This window comes from Leisingera sp. NJS204, from assembly GCF_004123675.1.
Lineage (GTDB): Bacteria > Pseudomonadota > Alphaproteobacteria > Rhodobacterales > Rhodobacteraceae > Leisingera.
The window spans coordinates 2574000-2593152 of record NZ_CP035417.1; the positions used below are offsets into that span (position 1 = coordinate 2574000).

General features: G+C 61.1%; 21 protein-coding genes. 1 reads left to right on the forward strand and 20 read right to left on the reverse strand.

Features of this window, described 5'->3' with window-relative positions:
- The first annotated feature begins 139 nt into the window (after positions 1 to 139).
- Entirely contained in the window at positions 140 to 319 is a 180-nt protein-coding gene (locus ETW24_RS12670) for an RSP_7527 family protein (protein WP_129371381.1), read from the forward strand.
- Positions 320 to 520: 201 nt separating this feature from the next.
- On the opposite strand, the gene ETW24_RS12675 is transcribed toward ETW24_RS12670, so the two are convergent.
- The 20 genes from ETW24_RS12675 to ETW24_RS12770 form a co-directional block, all read right to left on the reverse strand.
- Positions 521 to 2188, reverse strand: coding sequence for a ribonuclease J (locus ETW24_RS12675; RefSeq protein WP_129371382.1), 1668 nt, complete (start codon positions 2186 to 2188; stop codon positions 521 to 523).
- Positions 2185 to 2967 carry a type III pantothenate kinase gene (locus ETW24_RS12680; RefSeq protein WP_129371383.1) on the reverse strand — a complete coding sequence of 261 codons (783 nt, stop codon included), beginning with the start codon at positions 2965 to 2967 and terminating at the stop codon, positions 2185 to 2187. Before ETW24_RS12680 ends, ETW24_RS12675 begins: the two co-directional genes overlap by 4 nt.
- Before the next feature lie 12 nt (positions 2968 to 2979).
- Positions 2980 to 3726, reverse strand: a complete 747-nt coding sequence (locus ETW24_RS12685; protein ID WP_129371384.1) for a biotin--[acetyl-CoA-carboxylase] ligase — start codon at positions 3724 to 3726, stop codon at positions 2980 to 2982.
- A 68-nt stretch (positions 3727 to 3794) separates the two neighbouring features.
- Positions 3795 to 5234 carry an NADH-quinone oxidoreductase subunit NuoN gene (gene nuoN, locus ETW24_RS12690; protein WP_129371385.1) on the reverse strand — a complete coding sequence of 480 codons (1440 nt, stop codon included), beginning with the start codon at positions 5232 to 5234 and terminating at the stop codon, positions 3795 to 3797.
- A 15-nt stretch (positions 5235 to 5249) separates the two neighbouring features.
- Positions 5250 to 6797 (reverse strand): NADH-quinone oxidoreductase subunit M, encoded by a 1548-nt coding sequence (locus ETW24_RS12695; protein ID WP_129371386.1) that lies wholly within the window; start codon positions 6795 to 6797, stop codon positions 5250 to 5252.
- Entirely contained in the window at positions 6797 to 8926 is a 2130-nt protein-coding gene (nuoL, locus tag ETW24_RS12700; protein ID WP_129371387.1) for an NADH-quinone oxidoreductase subunit L, read from the reverse strand. Before nuoL ends, ETW24_RS12695 begins: the two co-directional genes overlap by 1 nt.
- A 6-nt stretch (positions 8927 to 8932) precedes the next feature.
- Positions 8933 to 9238, reverse strand: coding sequence for an NADH-quinone oxidoreductase subunit NuoK (nuoK, locus tag ETW24_RS12705; RefSeq protein WP_008553673.1), 306 nt, complete (start codon positions 9236 to 9238; stop codon positions 8933 to 8935).
- Positions 9239 to 9242: 4 nt separating this feature from the next.
- Positions 9243 to 9845, reverse strand: coding sequence for an NADH-quinone oxidoreductase subunit J (locus ETW24_RS12710; protein WP_129371388.1), 603 nt, complete (start codon positions 9843 to 9845; stop codon positions 9243 to 9245).
- Positions 9842 to 10276 (reverse strand): carboxymuconolactone decarboxylase family protein, encoded by a 435-nt coding sequence (locus tag ETW24_RS12715; protein ID WP_129371389.1) that lies wholly within the window; start codon positions 10274 to 10276, stop codon positions 9842 to 9844. The genes ETW24_RS12710 and ETW24_RS12715 overlap by 4 nt, the downstream gene beginning before the upstream one ends.
- 70 nt (positions 10277 to 10346) lie before the next feature.
- The gene (gene nuoI, locus ETW24_RS12720) at positions 10347 to 10841 is read right to left on the reverse strand and encodes an NADH-quinone oxidoreductase subunit NuoI (RefSeq protein ID WP_129371390.1); all 495 of its coding nucleotides are present in this window, start codon (positions 10839 to 10841) and stop codon (positions 10347 to 10349) included.
- Positions 10838 to 11611: a methyltransferase domain-containing protein gene (locus ETW24_RS12725; RefSeq protein WP_129371391.1), complete on the reverse strand. Its 774-nt coding sequence runs from the start codon at positions 11609 to 11611 to the stop codon at positions 10838 to 10840. The genes nuoI and ETW24_RS12725 overlap by 4 nt, the downstream gene beginning before the upstream one ends.
- 6 nt (positions 11612 to 11617) lie before the next feature.
- Complete coding sequence (gene nuoH, locus ETW24_RS12730; RefSeq protein ID WP_129371392.1) at positions 11618 to 12655, reverse strand: NADH-quinone oxidoreductase subunit NuoH; 1038 nt, start codon at positions 12653 to 12655, stop codon at positions 11618 to 11620.
- 6 nt (positions 12656 to 12661) lie between these two features.
- Entirely contained in the window at positions 12662 to 13048 is a 387-nt protein-coding gene (locus ETW24_RS12735) for a hypothetical protein (RefSeq protein ID WP_129371393.1), read from the reverse strand.
- Positions 13045 to 15075: an NADH-quinone oxidoreductase subunit NuoG gene (gene nuoG, locus ETW24_RS12740; protein ID WP_129371394.1), complete on the reverse strand. Its 2031-nt coding sequence runs from the start codon at positions 15073 to 15075 to the stop codon at positions 13045 to 13047. The genes ETW24_RS12735 and nuoG overlap by 4 nt, the downstream gene beginning before the upstream one ends.
- A gap of 3 nt (positions 15076 to 15078) precedes the next feature.
- Positions 15079 to 15483, reverse strand: coding sequence for a DUF5333 domain-containing protein (locus tag ETW24_RS12745; RefSeq protein ID WP_129371395.1), 405 nt, complete (start codon positions 15481 to 15483; stop codon positions 15079 to 15081).
- Positions 15484 to 15584: 101 nt separating this feature from the next.
- On the reverse strand, positions 15585 to 15950 hold the full coding sequence (locus ETW24_RS12750) for a hypothetical protein (RefSeq protein ID WP_237454885.1): 366 nt from the start codon (positions 15948 to 15950) through the stop codon (positions 15585 to 15587).
- Positions 15947 to 16363 carry an MAPEG family protein gene (locus ETW24_RS12755; RefSeq protein ID WP_129371396.1) on the reverse strand — a complete coding sequence of 139 codons (417 nt, stop codon included), beginning with the start codon at positions 16361 to 16363 and terminating at the stop codon, positions 15947 to 15949. The genes ETW24_RS12750 and ETW24_RS12755 overlap by 4 nt, the downstream gene beginning before the upstream one ends.
- A gap of 3 nt (positions 16364 to 16366) precedes the next feature.
- Complete coding sequence (gene nuoF, locus ETW24_RS12760) at positions 16367 to 17665, reverse strand: NADH-quinone oxidoreductase subunit NuoF (protein ID WP_129371397.1); 1299 nt, start codon at positions 17663 to 17665, stop codon at positions 16367 to 16369.
- Positions 17666 to 17671: 6 nt separating this feature from the next.
- On the reverse strand, positions 17672 to 17911 hold the full coding sequence (locus ETW24_RS12765; protein WP_129371398.1) for a DUF5337 domain-containing protein: 240 nt from the start codon (positions 17909 to 17911) through the stop codon (positions 17672 to 17674).
- A gap of 45 nt (positions 17912 to 17956) precedes the next feature.
- Positions 17957 to 19147 carry an NADH-quinone oxidoreductase subunit E gene (locus ETW24_RS12770; protein WP_129371399.1) on the reverse strand — a complete coding sequence of 397 codons (1191 nt, stop codon included), beginning with the start codon at positions 19145 to 19147 and terminating at the stop codon, positions 17957 to 17959.
- Between the last annotated feature and the right edge of the window lie 6 nt (positions 19148 to 19153).

The following is a 19153-nucleotide window of genomic DNA, read 5'->3' on the forward strand; positions in this document are numbered from 1 at the left end:
GGCGACCCACCACGCAACTGCAGCATAACGACCTTTGCATTTGCAGCATAACGGGTCTTCGATCTTGGGTGGCGTCAATCCGTGCAGACAGGCGTATTGCTTCGGCAACACTGTAACGCGATTGAAGATGGGCTTCGCCATGAACACCACCGACACCAACACCCTGACCATTGCACAATTCCAGGCCATTGAAGCCCGCGCCCATGAGCTGCGCGCCGAGGCGTTTGCCAACGTGATGCGCCGCCTGTTCCGCGCTATGTTCAGCGCCCCGCGCAAGGTAGTTTCCTGCCCCAGCTGCGCCCGTCCGCTGCACGGCTGAGACCTCTCGCGGCTCTGCCGGACAAGTACCCGAATTGACAACGCCGCGTGCCTAAGAAGGCCGCGGCGTTGTTGTTTCTTGCACTGTTGTTTTGCGGCAGCGCCGCGGACCCGTCAGGGTGCGCGGCGCCTGGCCCAACGGGGCCTGCTGCATTTTAATGCGGCTAGGGCCGGGCGGGAGAACCGCCCGGCCCACGCAGGCTCAGCGCATGCGGCTGACGACCACCGTCACCTCGGGTTTTTTGCCGATCTCGCTATGGGCGCTTTGGCGGGCAATACGGCGCAGCTCCTGTTCCAGCTTCTCCTCATCGCGCAGCGTCTTGGCACCGGCGCGCATCAGGAACTGGTTCAGATCCGCTTCCATTATCTCGACCAGGGCGGCGTTAGAACTGCCGGTCTCAGGCAGGCCCTTGACGTCGCACCAGGGCTCGCCCAGCGGTTCGTCCTGCTCGTCCAGCAGCACTGTCACCACCACATGGCCGTTCAGCGCCATGCGGATACGGTCGCGGACAACACCGTCCATCGCACCGTATTTGACAGATCCGTCCAGATAGGTGCGGCCGGTATCGACATAGCCGGCGGACTTGGGCGCGTCGCCGCCGAGGTCCATCATCATTCCGTTGACCACAACCGCGCTGGCAATGCCCTTTGCCTCGCCCAGGCGGGCGTGTTGGCGCAAATGGCGGTGCTCGCCGTGCATCGGCACCAGCATTCTGGGCTTCAGCAGGGTATGCATGGTTTCCAGATCCGGCCCATTGGCGTGCCCCGACACATGGTAAAGGCCGGAGCTGTCATCAACCACATCCACACCCATTTCAGAGAACTGGTTGATAATGCGGATCACGCCCTTTTCATTGCCCGGGATGGTCTTTGAGGAGAACAGGAAGGTGTCGCCCTCCTTCAGCTCCAGCCCGCGGTATTTGCCGCGCGCCAGCTGCGCGGAGGCCGCACGGCGCTCGCCCTGGCTGCCGGTTGTGATCAGCATCAGATTGTCGCGCGGCACATTGTTTGCGTCTTCGGGGCTGATCACCTTGGGGAAGTCCGTCAAAACGCCGGTTTCCGTTGCCGCCTCGATCATCCGGCGCATCGCCCGGCCCAGCAGCACAATGGACCGCCCGGCCCGCACCCCGGCTTCAGCCAGGGTTTTCACACGGGCCACGTTGGAGGCAAATGTGGTGGCGGCAACCAGGCCCTTGGCCTCGGAAATCAGCCGGGTGATCTCATCCGGCAGCTCTGATTCCGAGCGGCCCGGATGGGTGGAGAACACATTGGTAGAATCGCAGACCAGCGTCTGGATGCCGTCCTTGGCGATCTCTGCCCACATCTCCGGATCAAACGGTTCGCCGACCAGCGGATTGGAATCCAGCTTGAAGTCGCCAGTATGCACCACCCGCCCTGCCGGGCTGTCAATCACCAGCGCGCCGCTTTCGGGGATTGAGTGGCTCATCGGGGCGACGCCAATGGTGAAGGGACCCAGCTTGGTCACTTCCGGCCAGGCTTCGACCGTGTGCACATTGGCCGGATCGTGACCCGCCTCCTCCATCTTGCGCCGCGCCAGATTGGCGGTGAAAGCACGGGCGTAGACCGGCACATTCAGGCTGGAATACATATGCGCGATGGCGCCGATGTGGTCCTCGTGCCCGTGGGTGACGAAAATCCCCTCCAGCCGGTCTACCCGCTCTTTCAGCCAGGTCATGTCCGGCATGATCAGATCAACGCCGGGGGTGGTGTCCATATCGGGGAAGGTTACGCCCAGGTCGACCAGGATCAGGCGTTCCTTGTTCTTCGGCCCGTAGCCGTAGACATAGGCATTCATGCCAATTTCACCCGCCCCGCCGAGGGGCAGATAGATCAATCTTTCACTGCTCATGCGTCAGTACCATTATCCTTGTTGTATTTATGAATGATCTGCAGGCCATGCATGGTGAGGTCATCCTCAAATGCGTCGAACAGATCAGCGGATTGCTGGAACAAAGGCGCCAGCCCGCCTGTCGAGATTACTTTCATCGCCACGCCGCGTTCCGCCTTGATTTGGGTGCAAATCTCGCGGACGAGGCCGACATAGCCCCAGAACACGCCGGACTGCATACAGGCGACGGTGTTGGTGCCGATGACATTTTCGGGTTTGGTGATGTCCACATGCGGCAGGGCGGCGGCAGCTTGGTGCAGGGCCTCCAGGCTCAGGTTCACGCCGGGCGCAATCACCCCGCCGACATAGGCGCCATCCTCGGCCACTACATCAAAGGTTGTTGCAGTTCCAAAATCCACCACAATCAGATTGCCGCCATAAAGGTCAAAGCCGGATACCGTGTTGACCAGCCGGTCGGGGCCAACGGCGGTGCCTTCGTCCACGCGCACCGCGACAGGCAGCAGGCAGCCGGGCTTACCCACCACCAGGGGGCGCGTGCTGAAATAGCGGTCCGCCAAAACCCGCAGATTGAACACCACCCGCGGCACGGTGGAGGAGATGATCATGTCGGTGATATCCGCCTCGATCCCCTGCAGCCGCATCAGCGTGTTCAGCCAGACATAATACTGGTCGGCAGTGCGCTGCCAGTCGGTGGCGGTGCGCCACATACCAACGAACTTTTCGCCGTCGTAGATCGAGAAGACGGTATTGGTATTGCCGCAGTCAACTGCCAGAAGCATTGCTGCCCCTTCCTAGAAATAGATGTCGGCCGCGGGAATGCTGACGCGGCCCTTGGCAGTGTTTAGGACAAGGTTGCCGCCGGCGTCCACTGTTTCAAAAGTGCCTTCGGTCTCGGAACTGGCGCTGCGGGCGGTGATCACTTCGCCCAGCTTGGCGGCGCGCGCCAGCCATGCGGTGCGAATCGGTTCAAAACCATAGGTGGTGAATTGCTGCTCATAGCGCGCAAAGGCCTCTGCCACGGCATCCAGAAACTCCTCAGGCGAGACCTGAACGCCGGTTTCCGACAACAGCGAAACCGGCCAGACCGCACCGGGTTCCAGCCATTCCTTCATCGGAGTTTCCACCAGATTGACACCGATGCCGACAAACAGATGGGTGACCCCCTGCCCGTTACCGGCACTTTCCAGCAGGATCCCCGCCAGCTTGCCGCCCTTCAGCAGCACATCGTTTGGCCATTTCAGCGACAGGCCTTCGGTGCGCCCGGTAACCGCAACACAGGCGTCATAAACCGCAAGTGCCGCGACAAAGCTGCGCAGCGCTGCCTGATCCGGCGCGCCTTGGGGCCGCATCACCAGCGTAGCGGCGAAATTGCCCTTGGGGTCCTTCCAGTCGCGCCCGCGGCGGCCCCGCCCCATGGTCTGCCGCAGCGCCAGGATCCACTCCGGGCCTGCCAGCTCGCCTGCGATGCGGGCGGCCTCGTTCAGGGTGCTGTCGACCTCGGCAAGCACCCGTTTTCCATATCCTGCTGGCCAGCTCATACGCGCTCCTTAAATGCGGAAAGGCCCGGTCACAAGACCGGGCCTTGTCAGCCTGCCTGAAAAGCAGATCAATTTACAAGCGTTGCTGCGGCAGCAGCTGCGGCGCCGTCGATGCCAAACTGGTAGACCACGCCCACCAGCATCAGCGCTGCAGAGGCCATCAGTGCCACGCCCAGGATCGGCGAGCCCTTTGCTTCTACATCGTCATCGCCCGTGCCGAAATACATGTAGAAGACGATGCGGATGTAGTAAAACGCACCGATCACCGAAGCCACGGCAGAGGCAATGACCAGCCCGATCAGCCCAGCATCAACACCCGCCTGCCAAACGCCCAGCTTGGCAAAGAAGCCCAGCATCGGCGGCACACCGGCCAGCGAGAACATCAGGATCAGCACCGCCAGCGCCTTGCCCGGCTCGCGCGCGGCGAACTGGTTCAGCGCCATGATATCGGTCACGGGCTTGCCGTCTTTCTCCAGCATCATGATAAAGGAGAATGTACCGATGTTCATGGTGACGTAGATCGCCAGATACACCAGCATCGCAGTGACGCCCTGTTCGGTGCCCGCTGCCAGACCGATCATCGCATAGCCCATATGGGCAATCGACGAGAAGGCCATCAGGCGTTTGATGTCGCGCTGGCCGATGGCGGCAATGGCGCCGAGGAACATCGACAGCACCGACAGCACCACGATGATCTGCTGCCAGTCGGAGATTGCACCGCCAAAGGCATCATGCAGGACGCGGGCAAACAGGCCCATCGCCGCAACCTTGGGCGCGGTGGCAAAGAAAGCGGTGACCGGGGTCGGCGCGCCCTCGTAGACGTCGGGGGTCCACATGTGGAAAGGCACCGCCGAGACTTTGAACGCCAGACCTGAGATCATGAAGACAAGCCCGAACAGCATTCCGATGGACATATGGCCCTGTTCGGCAACCTGGATGATGCCCGCAAACTGGGTGGTGCCGGCAAAGCCGTAGACAAGCGAGGCACCGTACAGCAGCAGGCCAGAGGACAAGGCACCCAGCACGAAGTACTTGAGGCCCGCCTCGGTCGACTTCACGCTGTCGCGGCGCATTGCAGCGACGACATAAAGCGACAGCGACTGCAGCTCCAGCCCCATGTAAAGGGACATCAGGTCGCCGGCGGAGACCATCATCATCATCCCCACAGCGCTGAGCGCCACCAGGATCGGGTATTCAAACCGCAGCATGCCGCGGCGCGCCATATAGTCCTGGCCGATCAGCAGCACTGCCGCTGCGCCCAGCAGCAGCGCCACCTTGGCAAAGCGGGCAAAGCCGTCGTTGATGAACATGCCGTTGAAGGCCGTCTGGGTGGTGGCCGGGCTGGCCGCGATCCAGAAGGCTACCGCCGCCAACAGCGCGGCGGTTGCCCAGACCAGCGGCACTGCCAGCTTGTCCTTGGTGGTGTAGACCGCGCCAAGCAGCGCGCCCATCGCGTAAAGCGCCAGAACGATCTCTGGCAGGATTACAGTAAGATCAGCTTGGATCATCTGCCTGATGCTCCCTTAATGCGAAGCAATCCGGGTGGCTGCCGAGATGTCGGCAGCCGCCAGAGACTGGTTGAAGTTTGCAATCAGCGCCTCGGTCGAGGGCGCGATGATGTCGGTGACCAGGGACGGATAGACGCCCAGCAGCAGGGTCATGACCACCAGCGGCGCAAAGACAAAGCGCTCGCGTGCGGTCATGTCACGGATGCCGGCCAGGCTGCCCTTGATCATGTCGCCGAACACCACCCTGCGGTAGAGCCACAGCGCATAGCCGGCCGAGAAGATCACCCCGGTTGCGGCCACGGCCGTCACCCAGGTGTTTTTCTGGAAGGCGCCCATCAGGGTCAGGAATTCACCGACAAAGCCAGAGGTGCCCGGCAGGCCGACGTTGCCCATGGTGAAGAACATAAACACCAAAGCGTATGCCGGCATCCGGATCACCAGGCCGCCATAGGCGTCGATGTCGCGGGTGTGCATCCGGTCATAGATCACCCCGACGCACAGGAACAGCGCAGCAGAGATGAAGCCGTGCGACAGCATCTGAAAGATGGCGCCGTCGATGCCCTGCTGGTTGGCGGCAAAGATGCCCATGGTCACAAAGCCCATGTGCGCGACTGACGAATAGGCGATCAGCTTTTTCATGTCCTCCTGCACCAGTGCCACCAGCGAGGTGTAGACCACCGCGATGGCTGACATCCACAGGACCATATCGGTCATTACATCCGCGCCCACCGGGAACATCGGCAGCGAGAACCGGAGGAAGCCGTAGCCACCCATTTTCAGCAGGATCGCAGCCAGCACCACGGAGCCCGCAGTCGGTGCCTGCACGTGCGCGTCCGGCAGCCAAGTGTGCACCGGCCACATAGGCATCTTCACCGCAAAGGAGGCAAAAAACGCCAGGAACATCAGCGTCTGGGCGCCGCCCACGACGTGAATGCCCAGCACTTCAAACGACGCCGCCGAGAAGCTGTGGGTCAGCAGGACCTCGATATCGGTAGTGCCGGCATCCACATACATGAAGACCATCGCCACCAGCATCAGCACCGAGCCAAAGAAGGTGTAGAGGAAGAACTTGAAGGAGGCGTAGATCCGCTCCTTGCCGCCCCAGATGCCGATAATAAGGAACATCGGGATGAGGCCGGCCTCAAAGAACAGGTAGAACAGCACCAGGTCCAGCGCCATGAAGACACCCAGCATCAGGGTTTCCAGCAGCAGGAAGGCGATCATGTATTCCTTCACACGGGTCGTGACCGACCAGCTGGCCAGAATGGTCAGCGGCATGATGAAGGTGGTCAGCATCACAAACAACACCGAGATGCCGTCGACGCCCATCTTGTACTTCAGCCCCAGGATCCAGGCCCGGTCTTCCACAAACTGAAAGCCGGTGTTGGCAGGGTCGAACTCGAAATAGATGCCAAGGCTCACCAGGAAGGTGATCGTGGTGGCAAAGAGCGCGACATACTTGGCGTTGCGCTGCGCCGCCTTATCCTCGCCGCGCAGGAACAAGGCCAGAATGCCTGCAGCCAGCGCCGGGATAAAGGTGACAATGGAAAGGAGATTGTCCATCAGTGCGTTCCTCCGCCGATCGACATCCAGGTGACCAGGGCTGCGATGCCCAGCACCATCCAGAAGGCGTAAGTGAAGATGTAGCCGGACTGTGCGCGTCCGGCGAGACGGGTGAAGAAGGGCACAACGCCCATGGCCAGACCATTGAGGAAGCCGTCGATGGTGCCCCCATCGCCGCGTTTCCACAGGAAGCGGCCAATGGCCAGGGCAGGTTTGACGAAGATCACGTTGTAGATCTCGTCAAAATACCACTTGTTCAACAGAAACAGGTAGAGCGGGCGTTGCTGTGCGGCCAGACGTGCCGGCAGCGACGGGTTCCAGATGTAGAACCACAGCGCCAGCACCAGACCTGCAACCATTGCCATGAACGGGGACAGCTTCACCCATTTCGGGGCCGCGTGGGCGTCCTCCAGGATGTGGTTGTCCTTGCCGATGTAGATACCGCCCTCACCCGGTTTGCCGGCAAACACATAGTGGTGCGCGCCTTCAGCCGCGGCTTCTTCGTGCGCAGCCTCTTCGCCGTGGCCGTCAGAGTCACCATGTCCAGCGTCCTCGCCGTGACCGGCGTCTTCGCCATGTGCCGCGGCTGCGGCTTCCGCAACCGGAATGCCGTAGAATTTGCCAACCTGATCAGCGTGGCCGAAGAAGCTGCTGTACCAGATCATGCCTGCGGTAACCGAACCCACCGCCAGCACGCCCAGCGGCACCAGCATGGTCCAGGGGCTTTCATGGGCGTGATCATGGGTGTGTTTGTCGCCGCGTGCCTCGCCGTAGAAGGTCATGAACATCAGGCGCCAAGAATAGAAAGAGGTCATGAAGGCCGCAATCACCAGCGCCCAGAAACCGAACATAGAGCCGCCCGCATAAGCGCTTTCGATAATCGCATCCTTTGAGACGAAGCCGGCAAAGCCGATCCAGCCGCTCAAGGGGATACCAACACCGGTGATGGCAAGCGTGCCGATCATCATTGCGCGGAAGGTCCACGGGATCTTTTTGCGCAGGTTGCCATAGTGGCGCATGTCCTGCTCGTGATGCATCGCGTGGATCACCGAACCGGCGCCCAGGAACAGCATCGCCTTGAAGAAGGCGTGGGTGAACAGGTGGAACATGGCAGCGGAATACATACCGACGCCAGCGGCCACGAACATATAGCCCAGCTGCGAACAGGTCGAGTACGCAATCACCCGTTTGATGTCGTTCTGCACCAGCCCGACGGTGGCCGCAAAGAAGGCAGTCGCTGCGCCCATGACGGTGATGAATGCAGTGGCTTCAGGCGCAAACTCCATCAGCGGCGACATGCGGCAGACCAGGAAAACGCCCGCGGTCACCATGGTTGCCGCGTGGATCAGCGCCGACACAGGGGTCGGGCCTTCCATCGCGTCCGGCAGCCAGGTGTGCAGGATCAGCTGCGCCGATTTGCCCATCGCGCCGACAAACAGCAGGAAAGCAATCAGGTTGGCAGCATTCCACTCGCTCCACAGGAACGACACTTGGGTTTCCGCCAGCGCCGGGGCGGCGGCAAAGATGTCCGCAAGGTTGATGCTGTCGGTCAGGAAGAACAGCCCGAAGATCCCTAGCGCAAAGCCGAAGTCGCCGACCCGGTTGACGATAAACGCTTTCATCGCTGCCGCGTTGGCGGTGGGCTTGCGGTAGTAAAAGCCGATCAGCAGGTAAGAGGCGACGCCGACGCCTTCCCAGCCAAAGAACATCTGCACCAGATTGTCAGAGGTCACCAGCATCAGCATCGCAAAGGTGAAAAACGACAGATAAGCAAAGAAGCGCGGCTTGTAGCTTTCGCCGTCTTTCCACTGCGGGTCATGCGACATGTAGCCGAAGCTGTACAGATGCACGAGCGACGACACCGTGGTGATTACGATCAGCATGATCGCGGTCAGCCGGTCCAGCCGGATAGCCCAGGAGGTCGACAGCGAGCCGCTTTCGATCCAGCGGAAGATTTCGATGTTTTCGGTCACCCCGTCAAACGACAGGAAGGTGATCCAGCTGAGAAGTGCCGCCAGGAACAGCAGCGATGTGGCCGTGACAGTGGCGGCTTTCTCACCGATGAATTTCCAGCCGAAGCCGCAGATCAGGGCGCCCGCCAGCGGGGCAAAGAGAAGGATGGTTTCCATGTTTCTTCAGCCCTTCATCACGTTGACGTCTTCGACGGCAATGGTGCCGCGGTTACGGAAGAAGCAGACCAGGATCGCCAGGCCGATGGCGGCCTCGGCGGCGGCCACGGTCAGCACAAACAGGGTAAAGACCTGCCCCACCAGATCGCCCAGGAAGCTGGAGAAAGCGACCAGATTGATGTTCACCGCCAGCAGCATCAGTTCGATGCTCATAAGCAGGATGATCACGTTCTTGCGGTTCAGGAAGAGCCCGAAGATGCCGATGACGAACAGCGTCGCCGCGACGGTCAAATAATGTTCAAGTCCGATCATGTGCTCACAGCCCCTGCCCCGGTTTCACGTCCTTGAGTTCCATTGCCACGGCCGGGTCGCGCATCATCTGGGCAACCACGTCCTGGCGCTTGACGTCGGTGCGGTGGCGCAGGGTCAGCACAATCGCGCCGATCATCGCCACCAGCAGGATCAGGCCTGACAATTGGAACAGAAGGAAATATTGGTCATAAATGATGAGGCCGAGCGCCTCGGTGTTGTGGCGGTCGGCGGGCACTGGGTTGGCCAGCAGCTCAGGCGCTTTGTGCGCGGTTTCCCAGACGCCAAAGGCCATCACGAACTGCATCAGGATGACCAGGCCGATCAGCAGCGCCAGCGGCAGGTACCGCGCCATCTCGGCCTTCAGCGCGGCAAAATCCACGTCGAGCATCATTACTACGAACAGGAACAGCACCGCGACCGCGCCTACATAGACGATGATCAGCAGCATGGCGACAAACTCCGCCCCCAAGAGCACAAACAGCCCGGCCGAAGAAATAAAGGCCAGGATCAGCCACAGCACCGAATGCACCGGCTGGCGGCTGATCACGGTGAACAGCCCGCCGGTGATGGCGCTGACGGCGAAGAGGTAGAAGGCAAAAACGCTCATGTCTCATCGTCCTTGTTGTCGTCCAGGACCGTCTGCGCCAGATCCAGCGCCCGGTTCATGGCCGGAATGCCGGCAAAGACCGACATCTGTCCGATCGTTTCCACGATCTCTTGTTTCTTTGCGCCTGCCGCCAGGGCGTGGCGCACGGTCTGGCGCACCGCTGAATCCGCCTGCGCGCCCTGCATTGTCAGCCCGGCCAGTGTCAGCAGCAGCCGAGTCTTGGCATCCAGCCCGTCCTTGTTGACGGTGTTGCCGAACATCATTTCCATGACCTCTTTGGGCATGGTGGGCCATAAGCTTTCGAACTCCTTGAAAGCCTCCGAGGGCGAGAAGTTCTCCAGCGCCGGATTGAAGGCCTTGGCCATCTCCTGCGCCTGGGTCTGCATCTGGGCCATCATGGCCTCAAACGGATTGGGCGGCTGTTTGGTCATGTCCTGTCCTCCGTCCAAGAATTTTCAAAAATTCTTGGCAAAAGTTTTTGAAAACTTTTGCGCTTCTCTCTCATCGGTACGGCGCGTCGATTTCCAGGTTGCGGGCAATCTCGGCTTCCCAGCGTTCACCGTTGGCCAGCAGCTTGTCCTTATCGTAGAACAGCTCCTCGCGGGTTTCGGTGGCGAACTCAAAGTTCGGGCCTTCGACGATGGCATCCACCGGGCAGGCTTCCTGGCAGAAGCCGCAGTAGATGCATTTGGTCATGTCGATGTCGTACCGCGTGGTGCGGCGGCTGCCATCCTCGCGCGGTTCCGCGTCGATGGTGATCGCCTGCGCGGGGCAGACCGCCTCGCACAGCTTGCAGGCAATACAGCGCTCTTCGCCGTTCGGATAGCGGCGCAGCGCGTGCTCGCCGCGGAAGCGGGGTGACAGCGGGCCCTTCTCATGCGGGTAGTTCAGGGTGGCCTTGGGGGCGAAGAAATACTTCATCCCCAGTTTGAAGCCGACCCAGAAATCCTGCAGCAGGAAGTATTTGGCGGCGCGGGTGTAGTCGATTTGGGTCATTGCGGAGCCATTTCGTCATCAAGCCGGGTTGCGCCGGCGTTTCCGTGGCTGTGCCACTTGGTTTCATAGTCGCTTTGCAGAACCAGGTCTTTCATCACTGAATCCTTGGTCTTTTCGATCTCGTAGTAGAGGTACATGCGCCCCTCCGGTATCTTGCCCTTAAGCCGCATCCGTTTGCCGGTCTCTGCGGGGTCCTGGAATTCGATATGGTAGTCGCCGCCGCGCGGCCGTTTGTGGATGCCGCGGCAATCATGCACCGTGCAGCCGCAGTTGCGTCCCCAAAACGTCCAGACCAGTTCCGGATTGAACTGGTAGATGCCATGCGCGGGCCAGCCGTTGAACCCGTTGGCGGAAATAAACCGCCCGCCCGGTTTCAGCATCCGGAATACGGTTTCCAGCGCCATCGGCACATTAAAGACATGCTCAATCGTACCGCCGTCAAAGATCAGATCGAACTGCCCTTCCAGCTCGGCAGCCACCGGGCGGTTCAGGTCATGGAGGATCGTCGCACCCTCATAATCCGAAAAGTCCATCGTCTCCATGTCGCCAAACCCCAGCTTCCGCATCAGGGTTTCGCAATAACCGTCCTCCTGCAGCAGTTCCGTATGGGTCAGATCGAGCCCCTTCTTGCGCAGGATCCGGTCAAACTTGTGTTTGATATGATCCTCCACCTGGAAGGAATGGCGCCCAAGCATGAGCGTCCGGCCTTCCGGCTGGAAGCGGGCCGACAAGTCGGCCAGCCGTTCGAAGAGCTCGATATCGACGCCCATCGCTGTTTAGCCCCCCACGGTCCAGCGGGCGAAGATGCCCCAGAACCAGTCGAATTTTGCGGCAAAGGACACGAAGACCACCCAGGCCAGCGAGAACGGCAGGAACACTTTCCAGCCCAGGCGCATCAGCTGGTCGTAGCGGTAGCGCGGGGTGATCGCCTTGACCATCGCGAAGAGGAAGAAGAAGAATGCCATCTTGGCAACCATCCACAGCACGCCGTCGGGCAAGCCGGGGATCGGCGACAGCCAGCCGCCGAAGAACAAGAGCGACGTCAGTGCGCACATCAGGAAGATGGCGATGTATTCACCGGCCATGAACAGAAGGAAAGGCGTTGCCGAGTATTCCACTTGGTAACCCGCAACCAGTTCCGATTCCGCTTCCGGCAGGTCGAACGGCGGGCGGTTAGTTTCTGCCAGCGCCGAGATGAAGAACAGGAAGACCATCGGGAAATGCGGGATCCAGTACCAGTTCAAGAGGCCCAGATCGCCGTCCTGCGCCCGCACGATGTCGCCAAAGTTCATCGAACCGGTGGAGATGATGATACCGATGATGATCAGCCCCAGCGATACTTCGTAGGAGATCATTTGTGCGGCCGACCGCAGCGATCCCAGGAACGGGTATTTCGAGTTCGAGGCCCAGCCGCCCATGATCACGCCGTAGACCTCAAGGCTGGAGACCGCAAAGACATAAAGAATGGCGACGTTGATGTCGCTGAGCACCCAGCCGTCGTTGAACGGGATCACCGCCCAGGCGATCATCGCCAGCACAAAAGACGTCAGCGGCGCCAGGATAAAGACCGGGCGGTCGGCGCCGGCCGGGATCACCACTTCCTTGACCACATATTTCAGCGCGTCGGCTACCGATTGCAGCAGGCCGAAGACGCCCACCACGTTCGGTCCCCGGCGCATCTGGACCGCGGCCCAGATCTTGCGGTCCCCGTAGACAAGGAACAGGAGCGAGATCATCACAAAGGCAACAACTGCAAGCACTTGCGCCAGGATCAGAACAGCGATGCCGCCTGGAGTGTTAAAGAAATCAGCCATAGGTCCTCACACCGTCGGTATTCCGTTTGCCGCGCAATCCGCAACCACGACTTCAGCGTCAATGGTGCGCAGCCCGCGCGGCAGAGAGGGCGAAATCAGATAGACCGCATCAGCGGTCCGGCTGCCCCCTGCCTGTTTCATTGTTGTGCGCACATGGCGTGCAAACCCGTAGTCCCGGATCAGCGCATATTGCGCGGCGGCACATTCCGCATAGTTGTCGAGGTCTTCCTGCACGGTTGCGCCGCGCATGGAGACGTGAAATTGCACCAGATCGCCCTCCAGCAGACTGGTTTCCACCCCTTCATAGATCGGGGCGGGCCGCCCGCCTTCGCTGCCGGGCGCCATTGCACAGGCGGCCAGCAGAAAGGGCGTTATGAGGGCAAAGCGGATCATTCGGCAGCCAGTTTCCCGGTTTCGCGGGCTTTCACACCCGCCGACAGTTCCGCCATCAGCTGCGAGGCGCGGGCAATCGGGTTGGTCAGGTAGAAGTCCTTGACCGCAGGCAGGAAGTCAGCCTTGCCAAGCTTGTCCAGCTCCAGCGCGTCGCCTGTTTTCTCAGCCACTTCGTCGATCCTGGCCAGATGCGGCACCTCGGCCACCAGCGCTTGGCGCAGCTGCGCCAGAGAGTCATAGCCCAGCGTGGCATCAACTTCGGCGCTGAGGGCGCGCAGGATGGCCCAGTTTTCCTTGGCTTCACCCGGTGCGAATGCTGCCCGCATCGCAAGCTGCGGACGGCCTTCGGTGTTTACGAACAAGCCGTTTTCTTCGGTATAGGCAGCGCCCGGCAGGATCACGTCAGCGCGATGTGCGCCGCGGTCGCCATGGGAGCCCTGGTAGATCACAAAGGCGCCCCCGCTTTCAGACCTGTCGATTTCGACCTCATCCGCACCCAGGTTATAGATCACCTCGGCGCCGTCGATGGCTGCTTCCATGCCGCCTTCGGTGACGGCCCCCACATCCATTGCCCCCACACGGGACGCAGCGGTGTGCAGGATCAGCAGCTTGCCGTTGGTGCGTTCGGCCGCATGCATGGCATGAGCCAGAACGGCAAGCCCGTCTGCTTCACGCAAAGCGCCGGCGCCCACGACAATTACCGACGGCTTTTCCAGGATGTCAGTGAACTCGTGCTTTTCCAGACCGGCAAGCGCGTCGCGCCCTGCCCCCATCTGGAACACGTCATAGGTCAGATCCGCCGGCTGGCCGATATTGCCGATCTTCGCGCCGTTCAGCCAGGCCTTGCGGATGCGCGCATTCAGCACCGGGGCTTCATCACGCGGGTTGGTGCCGACCAACAGAATGTATTCGGCGCTGTCGATGTCTTCGATGGCCGCGGTGCCGGCATAACCCGCCCGGTTGCCTATGGGCAGGCGGGCGTTGTCCGTGCGGCATTCCACTTTGCCGCCCAGGCCTTCGACCAGCTGTTTCAGGGCAAAGGCGGCCTCAACCGGTGCCAGATCGCCGATTAGACCGGCAACTTTCTTGCCCTTCATGGCATTGGCTGCGGCAGTAAGCGCTTCCGGCCAGGAGGCAGGTTTAAGCTTGCCGTCCACACGCACATAAGGACGGTCAAGGCGCTGGCGGCGCAACCCGTCCCAGACAAAGCGGGTCTTGTCGCTGATCCATTCCTCGTTCACACCGTCGTGGTTGCGCGGCAGGATACGCATCACTTCACGGCCCTTGGTGTCCACGCGGATGTTCGATCCCAGCGCGTCCATCACGTCGATGGTTTCGGTCTTGGTCAGCTCCCACGGACGGGCGGTGAAGGCATAAGGTTTCGACGTCAGCGCGCCAACCGGGCAAAGGTCGATGATATTGCCCTGCAGGTTCGATTGCAGCGTCTGGTTCAGGTAGGAGGTGATCTCTGCATCCTCGCCGCGCCCGGTCTGCCCCATCTGGGTGATGCCGGCCACCTCAGAGGTGAAGCGCACGCAGCGGGTGCAGCTGATGCAGCGGGTCATAGCGGTGCCGACCAGCGGGCCAAGGTCCGGATCATCCACCGCGCGCTTGGCTTCCTTGAAGCGGCTGGCAGAGATGCCATAGGCCATCGCCTGGTCCTGCAGGTCGCATTCGCCGCCCTGATCGCAGATCGGGCAGTCCAGCGGGTGGTTGATCAGCATGAATTCCATCACGCCTTCGCGGGCCTTTTTGACCATCGGCGAGTTGGTTTTCACCTGCGGCGCCTGTCCTTCCGGCCCGGGGCGCAGATCGCGCACCTGCATCGCGCAGGACGCCGCCGGCTTCGGCGGGCCGCCGACAACTTCAACAAGGCACATTCGGCAGTTGCCCGCAATCGACAGGCGCTCGTGGTAGCAGAAGCGCGGGATCTCGACACCGGCCTCCTCACAAGCCTGGATCAGGGTCATCGCCCCGTCCACCTCGATCTCGGTTCCGTCAATGTTGATCTTGCGGAGGTCAGACATGGTCTATTTCGCCCTCAGTAACACGCCGATCGCGCTGTTCTTTTCGATTTCCGCGCGGCCATAGGCGCAGAAGGTTTCCGGTTGTTCGTAAAAGACGCCGTTTTGCGCCAGCAGACGCTCGCCCTTGGCACGCATACGGGCCTTTTCAGCATCCGAGTCGATGTAGGCCCGGATTTCCGTGTCCGTGTATCCCAGCGCGTTTGCCCGCGCTTTGAGCCTGCGCAACTCGCCCAGCCCCTTGAAGTAGCGCGGCGCAAGGCGGTCGCAGTGGTCCGAGACCTCCTTGGCCATGGCCACCGCAAACAGGGGGTCTTCGATTTCGGCAACATCGCGCAGCGACGGTTTGGCCTGTGCCGAAACCGGCAGGGCAACAAAGGCAGACAGGGCAACAGCAATCAGGGCACGCATGGCAAAGAACTCCTTCAGTTTGAAGCTCCCACTGCTCAAGCGCGCGGCGCTGCTATTCAATAGCAGCCGGACCGGCCAGCCCTGATATGCCGGAAATCCGCTCACGGTGTGCAGGTTCCCTGGAATACGGCCTTGCCGTCGGTCAGTGTCAGCTGCGTATCCTGATCGGCAGGGTCCACCGCCCAATCGATTTTGGAAGAACCATAGTTCACAACGCAATAGGTAGTTCCGGCGTGGGCCGCAGCCGCGCGCGCACCGGTGACGGAGCGGTCGGCGCCCTTGATTTCAATGGAGAAATCAGCGCGGTTCACCTTCTTGTCCACCGGCTTGGCCTTAGCCTTGAACGGGATGCCGTCATACAGCTCGCGGTTTTTGTTGGTGGTTGAGGAACCGCAGGCCGTGACCAGCGCCGCAACTGCCAAACAGGCCACCGGCAGGGCCATCCGGTATGTCGTTAGAATGCTCAAAATACTGCCACCAAAGTCAAAATTGCCAGGCCGCCCATACAGGACCAGCCAATCACGTAGAAAATCGAGCGCAACCCGCCATGCGGTTTGCCGCTGCCGCGCAGGTGGATAAGGATCATGATCACCCGCGATACCAGCACCAGCGAGGCCAGGAAGTTTACCCAAAACGGCGCCGCGCCCGCCAGGATCGCCGCCAATGTCACTGTCAGGAAGGCAGGCAAAGTCTCGCAGCCATTGAGGTAGCACCGGTTCAGACGGTAGGCCTTTTCGGCATAGTCCTCTTGCGGCGTGGCGCCCGGCGCAAGGCCTGCCTTCTGCTTGGCCAGCGCCGAAAACGGCGACAGCGCCAGGATGATCAGGGTAAAGATCACCAGCGCGGCCAGAGCGTGGGAATATGCGTCAAAGGCTTCCATCAGTTACTCCGCCGCCATCGCGCCCATTCGGCCGGTCTTTTGGGCCTTGATGCGGTCTTCGATTTCCTCGCGGAAGTTCTTGATCAGGCCCTGGATCGGCCAGGCCGCCGCGTCGCCAAGGGCGCAGATGGTGTGGCCTTCGACCTGTTTGGTCACGTCCCACAGCATGTCGATCTCTTCCAGCTCGGCCTCGCCCTTTACCAGGCGGTCCATGACGCGCATCATCCAGCCGGTGCCTTCGCGGCACGGGGTGCATTGGCCGCAACTTTCGTGCTTGTAGAACTTGGCCAGGCGCCAGATCGCCTTGATGATGTCGGTCTGCTTGTCCATCACAATGACCGCCGCGGTGCCAAGGCCCGAGCCCAGCTCGCCGCGCAGGTAGTCGAAGTCCATGATTGCGTCGCGCATGTTCTCGCCGCGCACGCAAGGCACCGAGGAGCCGCCGGGGATCACCGCCAGCAGGTTGTCCCAGCCGCCGCGGATGCCGCCGCAGTGCTTTTCGATCAGTTCCTCGAATCCAATCGACATCGCCTCTTCAACCACACAGGGGTTTTTCACATGACCGGAGATCGCAAACAGCTTGGTGCCTGCGTTGTTCTGGCGGCCGAAGCCTGCGAACCAATCGGCACCGCGGCGCAGGATAGTCGGCACAACGGCAATGGATTCGACGTTGTTCACCGTGGTCGGACAGCCATAAAGACCCGCACCCGCCGGGAACGGCGGCTTCATCCGGGGCATGCCCTTCTTGCCCTCAAGGCTTTCAATCAGGGCAGTTTCCTCGCCGCAGATATAGGCCCCTGCCCCGTGGTGCAGGAAGACGTCGAAGTCCCAGCCAGAGCCGGCCGCGTTCCTGCCCAGCAGGCCCTGATCATAGCATTCGTCGATCGCGGCCTGCAGCGCCTCACGCTCGCGGATGTATTCGCCGCGCAGATAAATGTAGCAGGTATGCGCGTTCATCGCGAAACTGGCGATCAGTGCGCCCTCGATCAGCGTATGCGGATCATGGCGCATGATTTCGCGGTCTTTGCAGGTGCCAGGCTCGGATTCATCCGCGTTGATCACCAGAAAGGCCGGGCGGCCATCGCTTTCCTTGGGCATGAAGGACCACTTCAGACCGGTCGGGAAACCCGCACCGCCGCGGCCGCGCAGGCCGCTGTCTTTCATGGTCTGAATGATCCAGTCACGGCCCTTTTCAACGATGCCGGCGGTGCCATCCCAATGGCCGCGCGCCTTGGCGCCCGCCAGGTTACGTTCGTGCATCCCGTAAAGGTTGGTAAAGATCCGGTCCTGATCCTTCAGCATGTGTGCCTACCTTTGGTTTTCTTGTTCATTGGCCCGGCGCATGCGCCAGAGTTGAAATATGTTGACCAGGGCATAGATCATGCCTGCCAGCGCGGCGAAGTCGAACAGCAAGGCATAGCGCCCCGGCAGCCCCAGCATGGGGCCGATGAACAGCGACACAGCGATCCACAGCAAAATGGTCCCGGCAATCACAAGCGCAATATGCCGGCCCTTTGCAGCGATAGCCTGGTCCTGTTCCTTGCTCATCTGTTCCCTATCACCCAAGCGCGGCCTTGCAGAGCCGCATCCCGATCATTCGTCTTTGCCGTCGTCGTAGATGTGCTCTTCCTTGGCACGTCTGGCGAATTCGGTCTCGTCGCCCACCTGCAGCCGCTTGGCCTGTTCGATCCAGCCGTCGCGGGTGATCCGGCCCTTGAACTTGAGCCGCGCATCAACCCAAGACACCTCGGCCTCTGTCCAGTCGGCAATCTGGTCGAAATGGAAGAACCCCAGCTCGTTCAGGGTCTGCTCCAGCTTGGGGCCAACCCCTTTGAGCAGTTTCAGATCATCCGCCAGGCCGCCGCGGGCTTCCTTCAGGATTTCCGGCTGGGCTTCCTCGGGCTGGCTGTCCGCCGCAGGTTTTGCCGCCGCCCCTTCCGGAGAGGAAGGCTCAGCCGCGTCCGACTTTTTGGGGGCCGCCCTGGCAGCTTCTTCCGCCTGTTTCGCGGCAGGTTTGGGCGCTTCCGGTGCTTTGGGCGGCGCATCTGCCGCGGCCCGGCCGGCAACAACGCCGTCCTTGCCAACCCAAGGGGTCAGCAGCGGCACTTCATCACCCTGGATACGCTTGACGCCATCCTTGATGTCCATCGCCAGCTGCGCGCTTGCATTGTACTGGGTCTTGCCGCTGTCAAAGTCAGTCAGCGAGGTGAGGCCCGATTCAGGCTCAGCTGCGTACCGCCCGTTCTGAGGGCCCGGCGTCACCATTTTGCCTGCGGCCAGATTGTCCAGCAGCATGGTAAAGGTCTCAACCGTCAGGTCCTCGTAATAGTCCTTGCCGATCTGCGCCATCGGAGCGTTGGTGCAGGCGCCCAGGCACTCAACCTCTTCCCAGGAAAACTTGCCGTCCGCCGACAGGGTGTGCGGCTTTGCGGCGATTTTTTCCTTGCAGACCGCAACCAGGTCCTCAGCCCCGCATATCATGCAGGACGTGGTGCCGCAGATCTGAATATTGGCAACAGACCCTGTGGGTTGCATCTGGAACATGAAGTAGAAAGAGGTGACTTCCAGCACCCGGATATAAGCCATGCCCAGCATATCGGCGATGGCCTCAATAGCGGGTTTTGTGACCCAGCCTTCCTGTTCTTGCGCACGCCACAAGAGCGGAATGACCGCCGAGGCCTGGCGGCCTTCGGGATATTTGGTGATCTGCGCTTCAGCCCAGGCCTGATTGGCCGGAGTGAAGGCAAAGCTGTCGGGTTGTTCGTGGTGGAGACGGCGCAGCATCAGATC

Bases quoted from the DNA above. Each gene is read 5' to 3' on its own strand.
- ETW24_RS12755 (WP_129371396.1), bottom strand. From the start codon at position 16,363: ATGGAAGCCTTTGACGCATATTCCCACGCTCTGGCCGCGCTGGTGATC.
- ETW24_RS12675 (WP_129371382.1), bottom strand. From the start codon at position 2,188: ATGAGCAGTGAAAGATTGATCTATCTGCCCCTCGGCGGGGCGGGTGAA.
- ETW24_RS12685 (WP_129371384.1), bottom strand. From the start codon at position 3,726: ATGAGCTGGCCAGCAGGATATGGAAAACGGGTGCTTGCCGAGGTCGAC.
- nuoH (WP_129371392.1), bottom strand. From the start codon at position 12,655: ATGGCTGATTTCTTTAACACTCCAGGCGGCATCGCTGTTCTGATCCTG.
- nuoG (WP_129371394.1), bottom strand. From the start codon at position 15,075: ATGTCTGACCTCCGCAAGATCAACATTGACGGAACCGAGATCGAGGTG.
- ETW24_RS12710 (WP_129371388.1), bottom strand. From the start codon at position 9,845: ATGAGCGTTTTTGCCTTCTACCTCTTCGCCGTCAGCGCCATCACCGGC.
- ETW24_RS12670 (WP_129371381.1), top strand. From the start codon at position 140: ATGAACACCACCGACACCAACACCCTGACCATTGCACAATTCCAGGCC.
- ETW24_RS12765 (WP_129371398.1), bottom strand. From the start codon at position 17,911: ATGAGCAAGGAACAGGACCAGGCTATCGCTGCAAAGGGCCGGCATATT.
- ETW24_RS12715 (WP_129371389.1), bottom strand. From the start codon at position 10,276: ATGACCAAACAGCCGCCCAATCCGTTTGAGGCCATGATGGCCCAGATG.
- ETW24_RS12735 (WP_129371393.1), bottom strand. From the start codon at position 13,048: ATGATCCGCTTTGCCCTCATAACGCCCTTTCTGCTGGCCGCCTGTGCA.
- ETW24_RS12725 (WP_129371391.1), bottom strand. From the start codon at position 11,611: ATGGGCGTCGATATCGAGCTCTTCGAACGGCTGGCCGACTTGTCGGCC.
- ETW24_RS12770 (WP_129371399.1), bottom strand. From the start codon at position 19,147: ATGCTGCGCCGTCTCCACCACGAACAACCCGACAGCTTTGCCTTCACT.
- nuoL (WP_129371387.1), bottom strand. From the start codon at position 8,926: ATGGAAACCATCCTTCTCTTTGCCCCGCTGGCGGGCGCCCTGATCTGC.
- ETW24_RS12695 (WP_129371386.1), bottom strand. From the start codon at position 6,797: ATGGACAATCTCCTTTCCATTGTCACCTTTATCCCGGCGCTGGCTGCA.
- nuoK (WP_008553673.1), bottom strand. From the start codon at position 9,238: ATGATCGGACTTGAACATTATTTGACCGTCGCGGCGACGCTGTTCGTC.
- nuoI (WP_129371390.1), bottom strand. From the start codon at position 10,841: ATGACCCAAATCGACTACACCCGCGCCGCCAAATACTTCCTGCTGCAG.
- nuoN (WP_129371385.1), bottom strand. From the start codon at position 5,234: ATGATCCAAGCTGATCTTACTGTAATCCTGCCAGAGATCGTTCTGGCG.
- ETW24_RS12680 (WP_129371383.1), bottom strand. From the start codon at position 2,967: ATGCTTCTGGCAGTTGACTGCGGCAATACCAATACCGTCTTCTCGATC.
- ETW24_RS12745 (WP_129371395.1), bottom strand. From the start codon at position 15,483: ATGCGTGCCCTGATTGCTGTTGCCCTGTCTGCCTTTGTTGCCCTGCCG.
- nuoF (WP_129371397.1), bottom strand. From the start codon at position 17,665: ATGCTGAAGGATCAGGACCGGATCTTTACCAACCTTTACGGGATGCAC.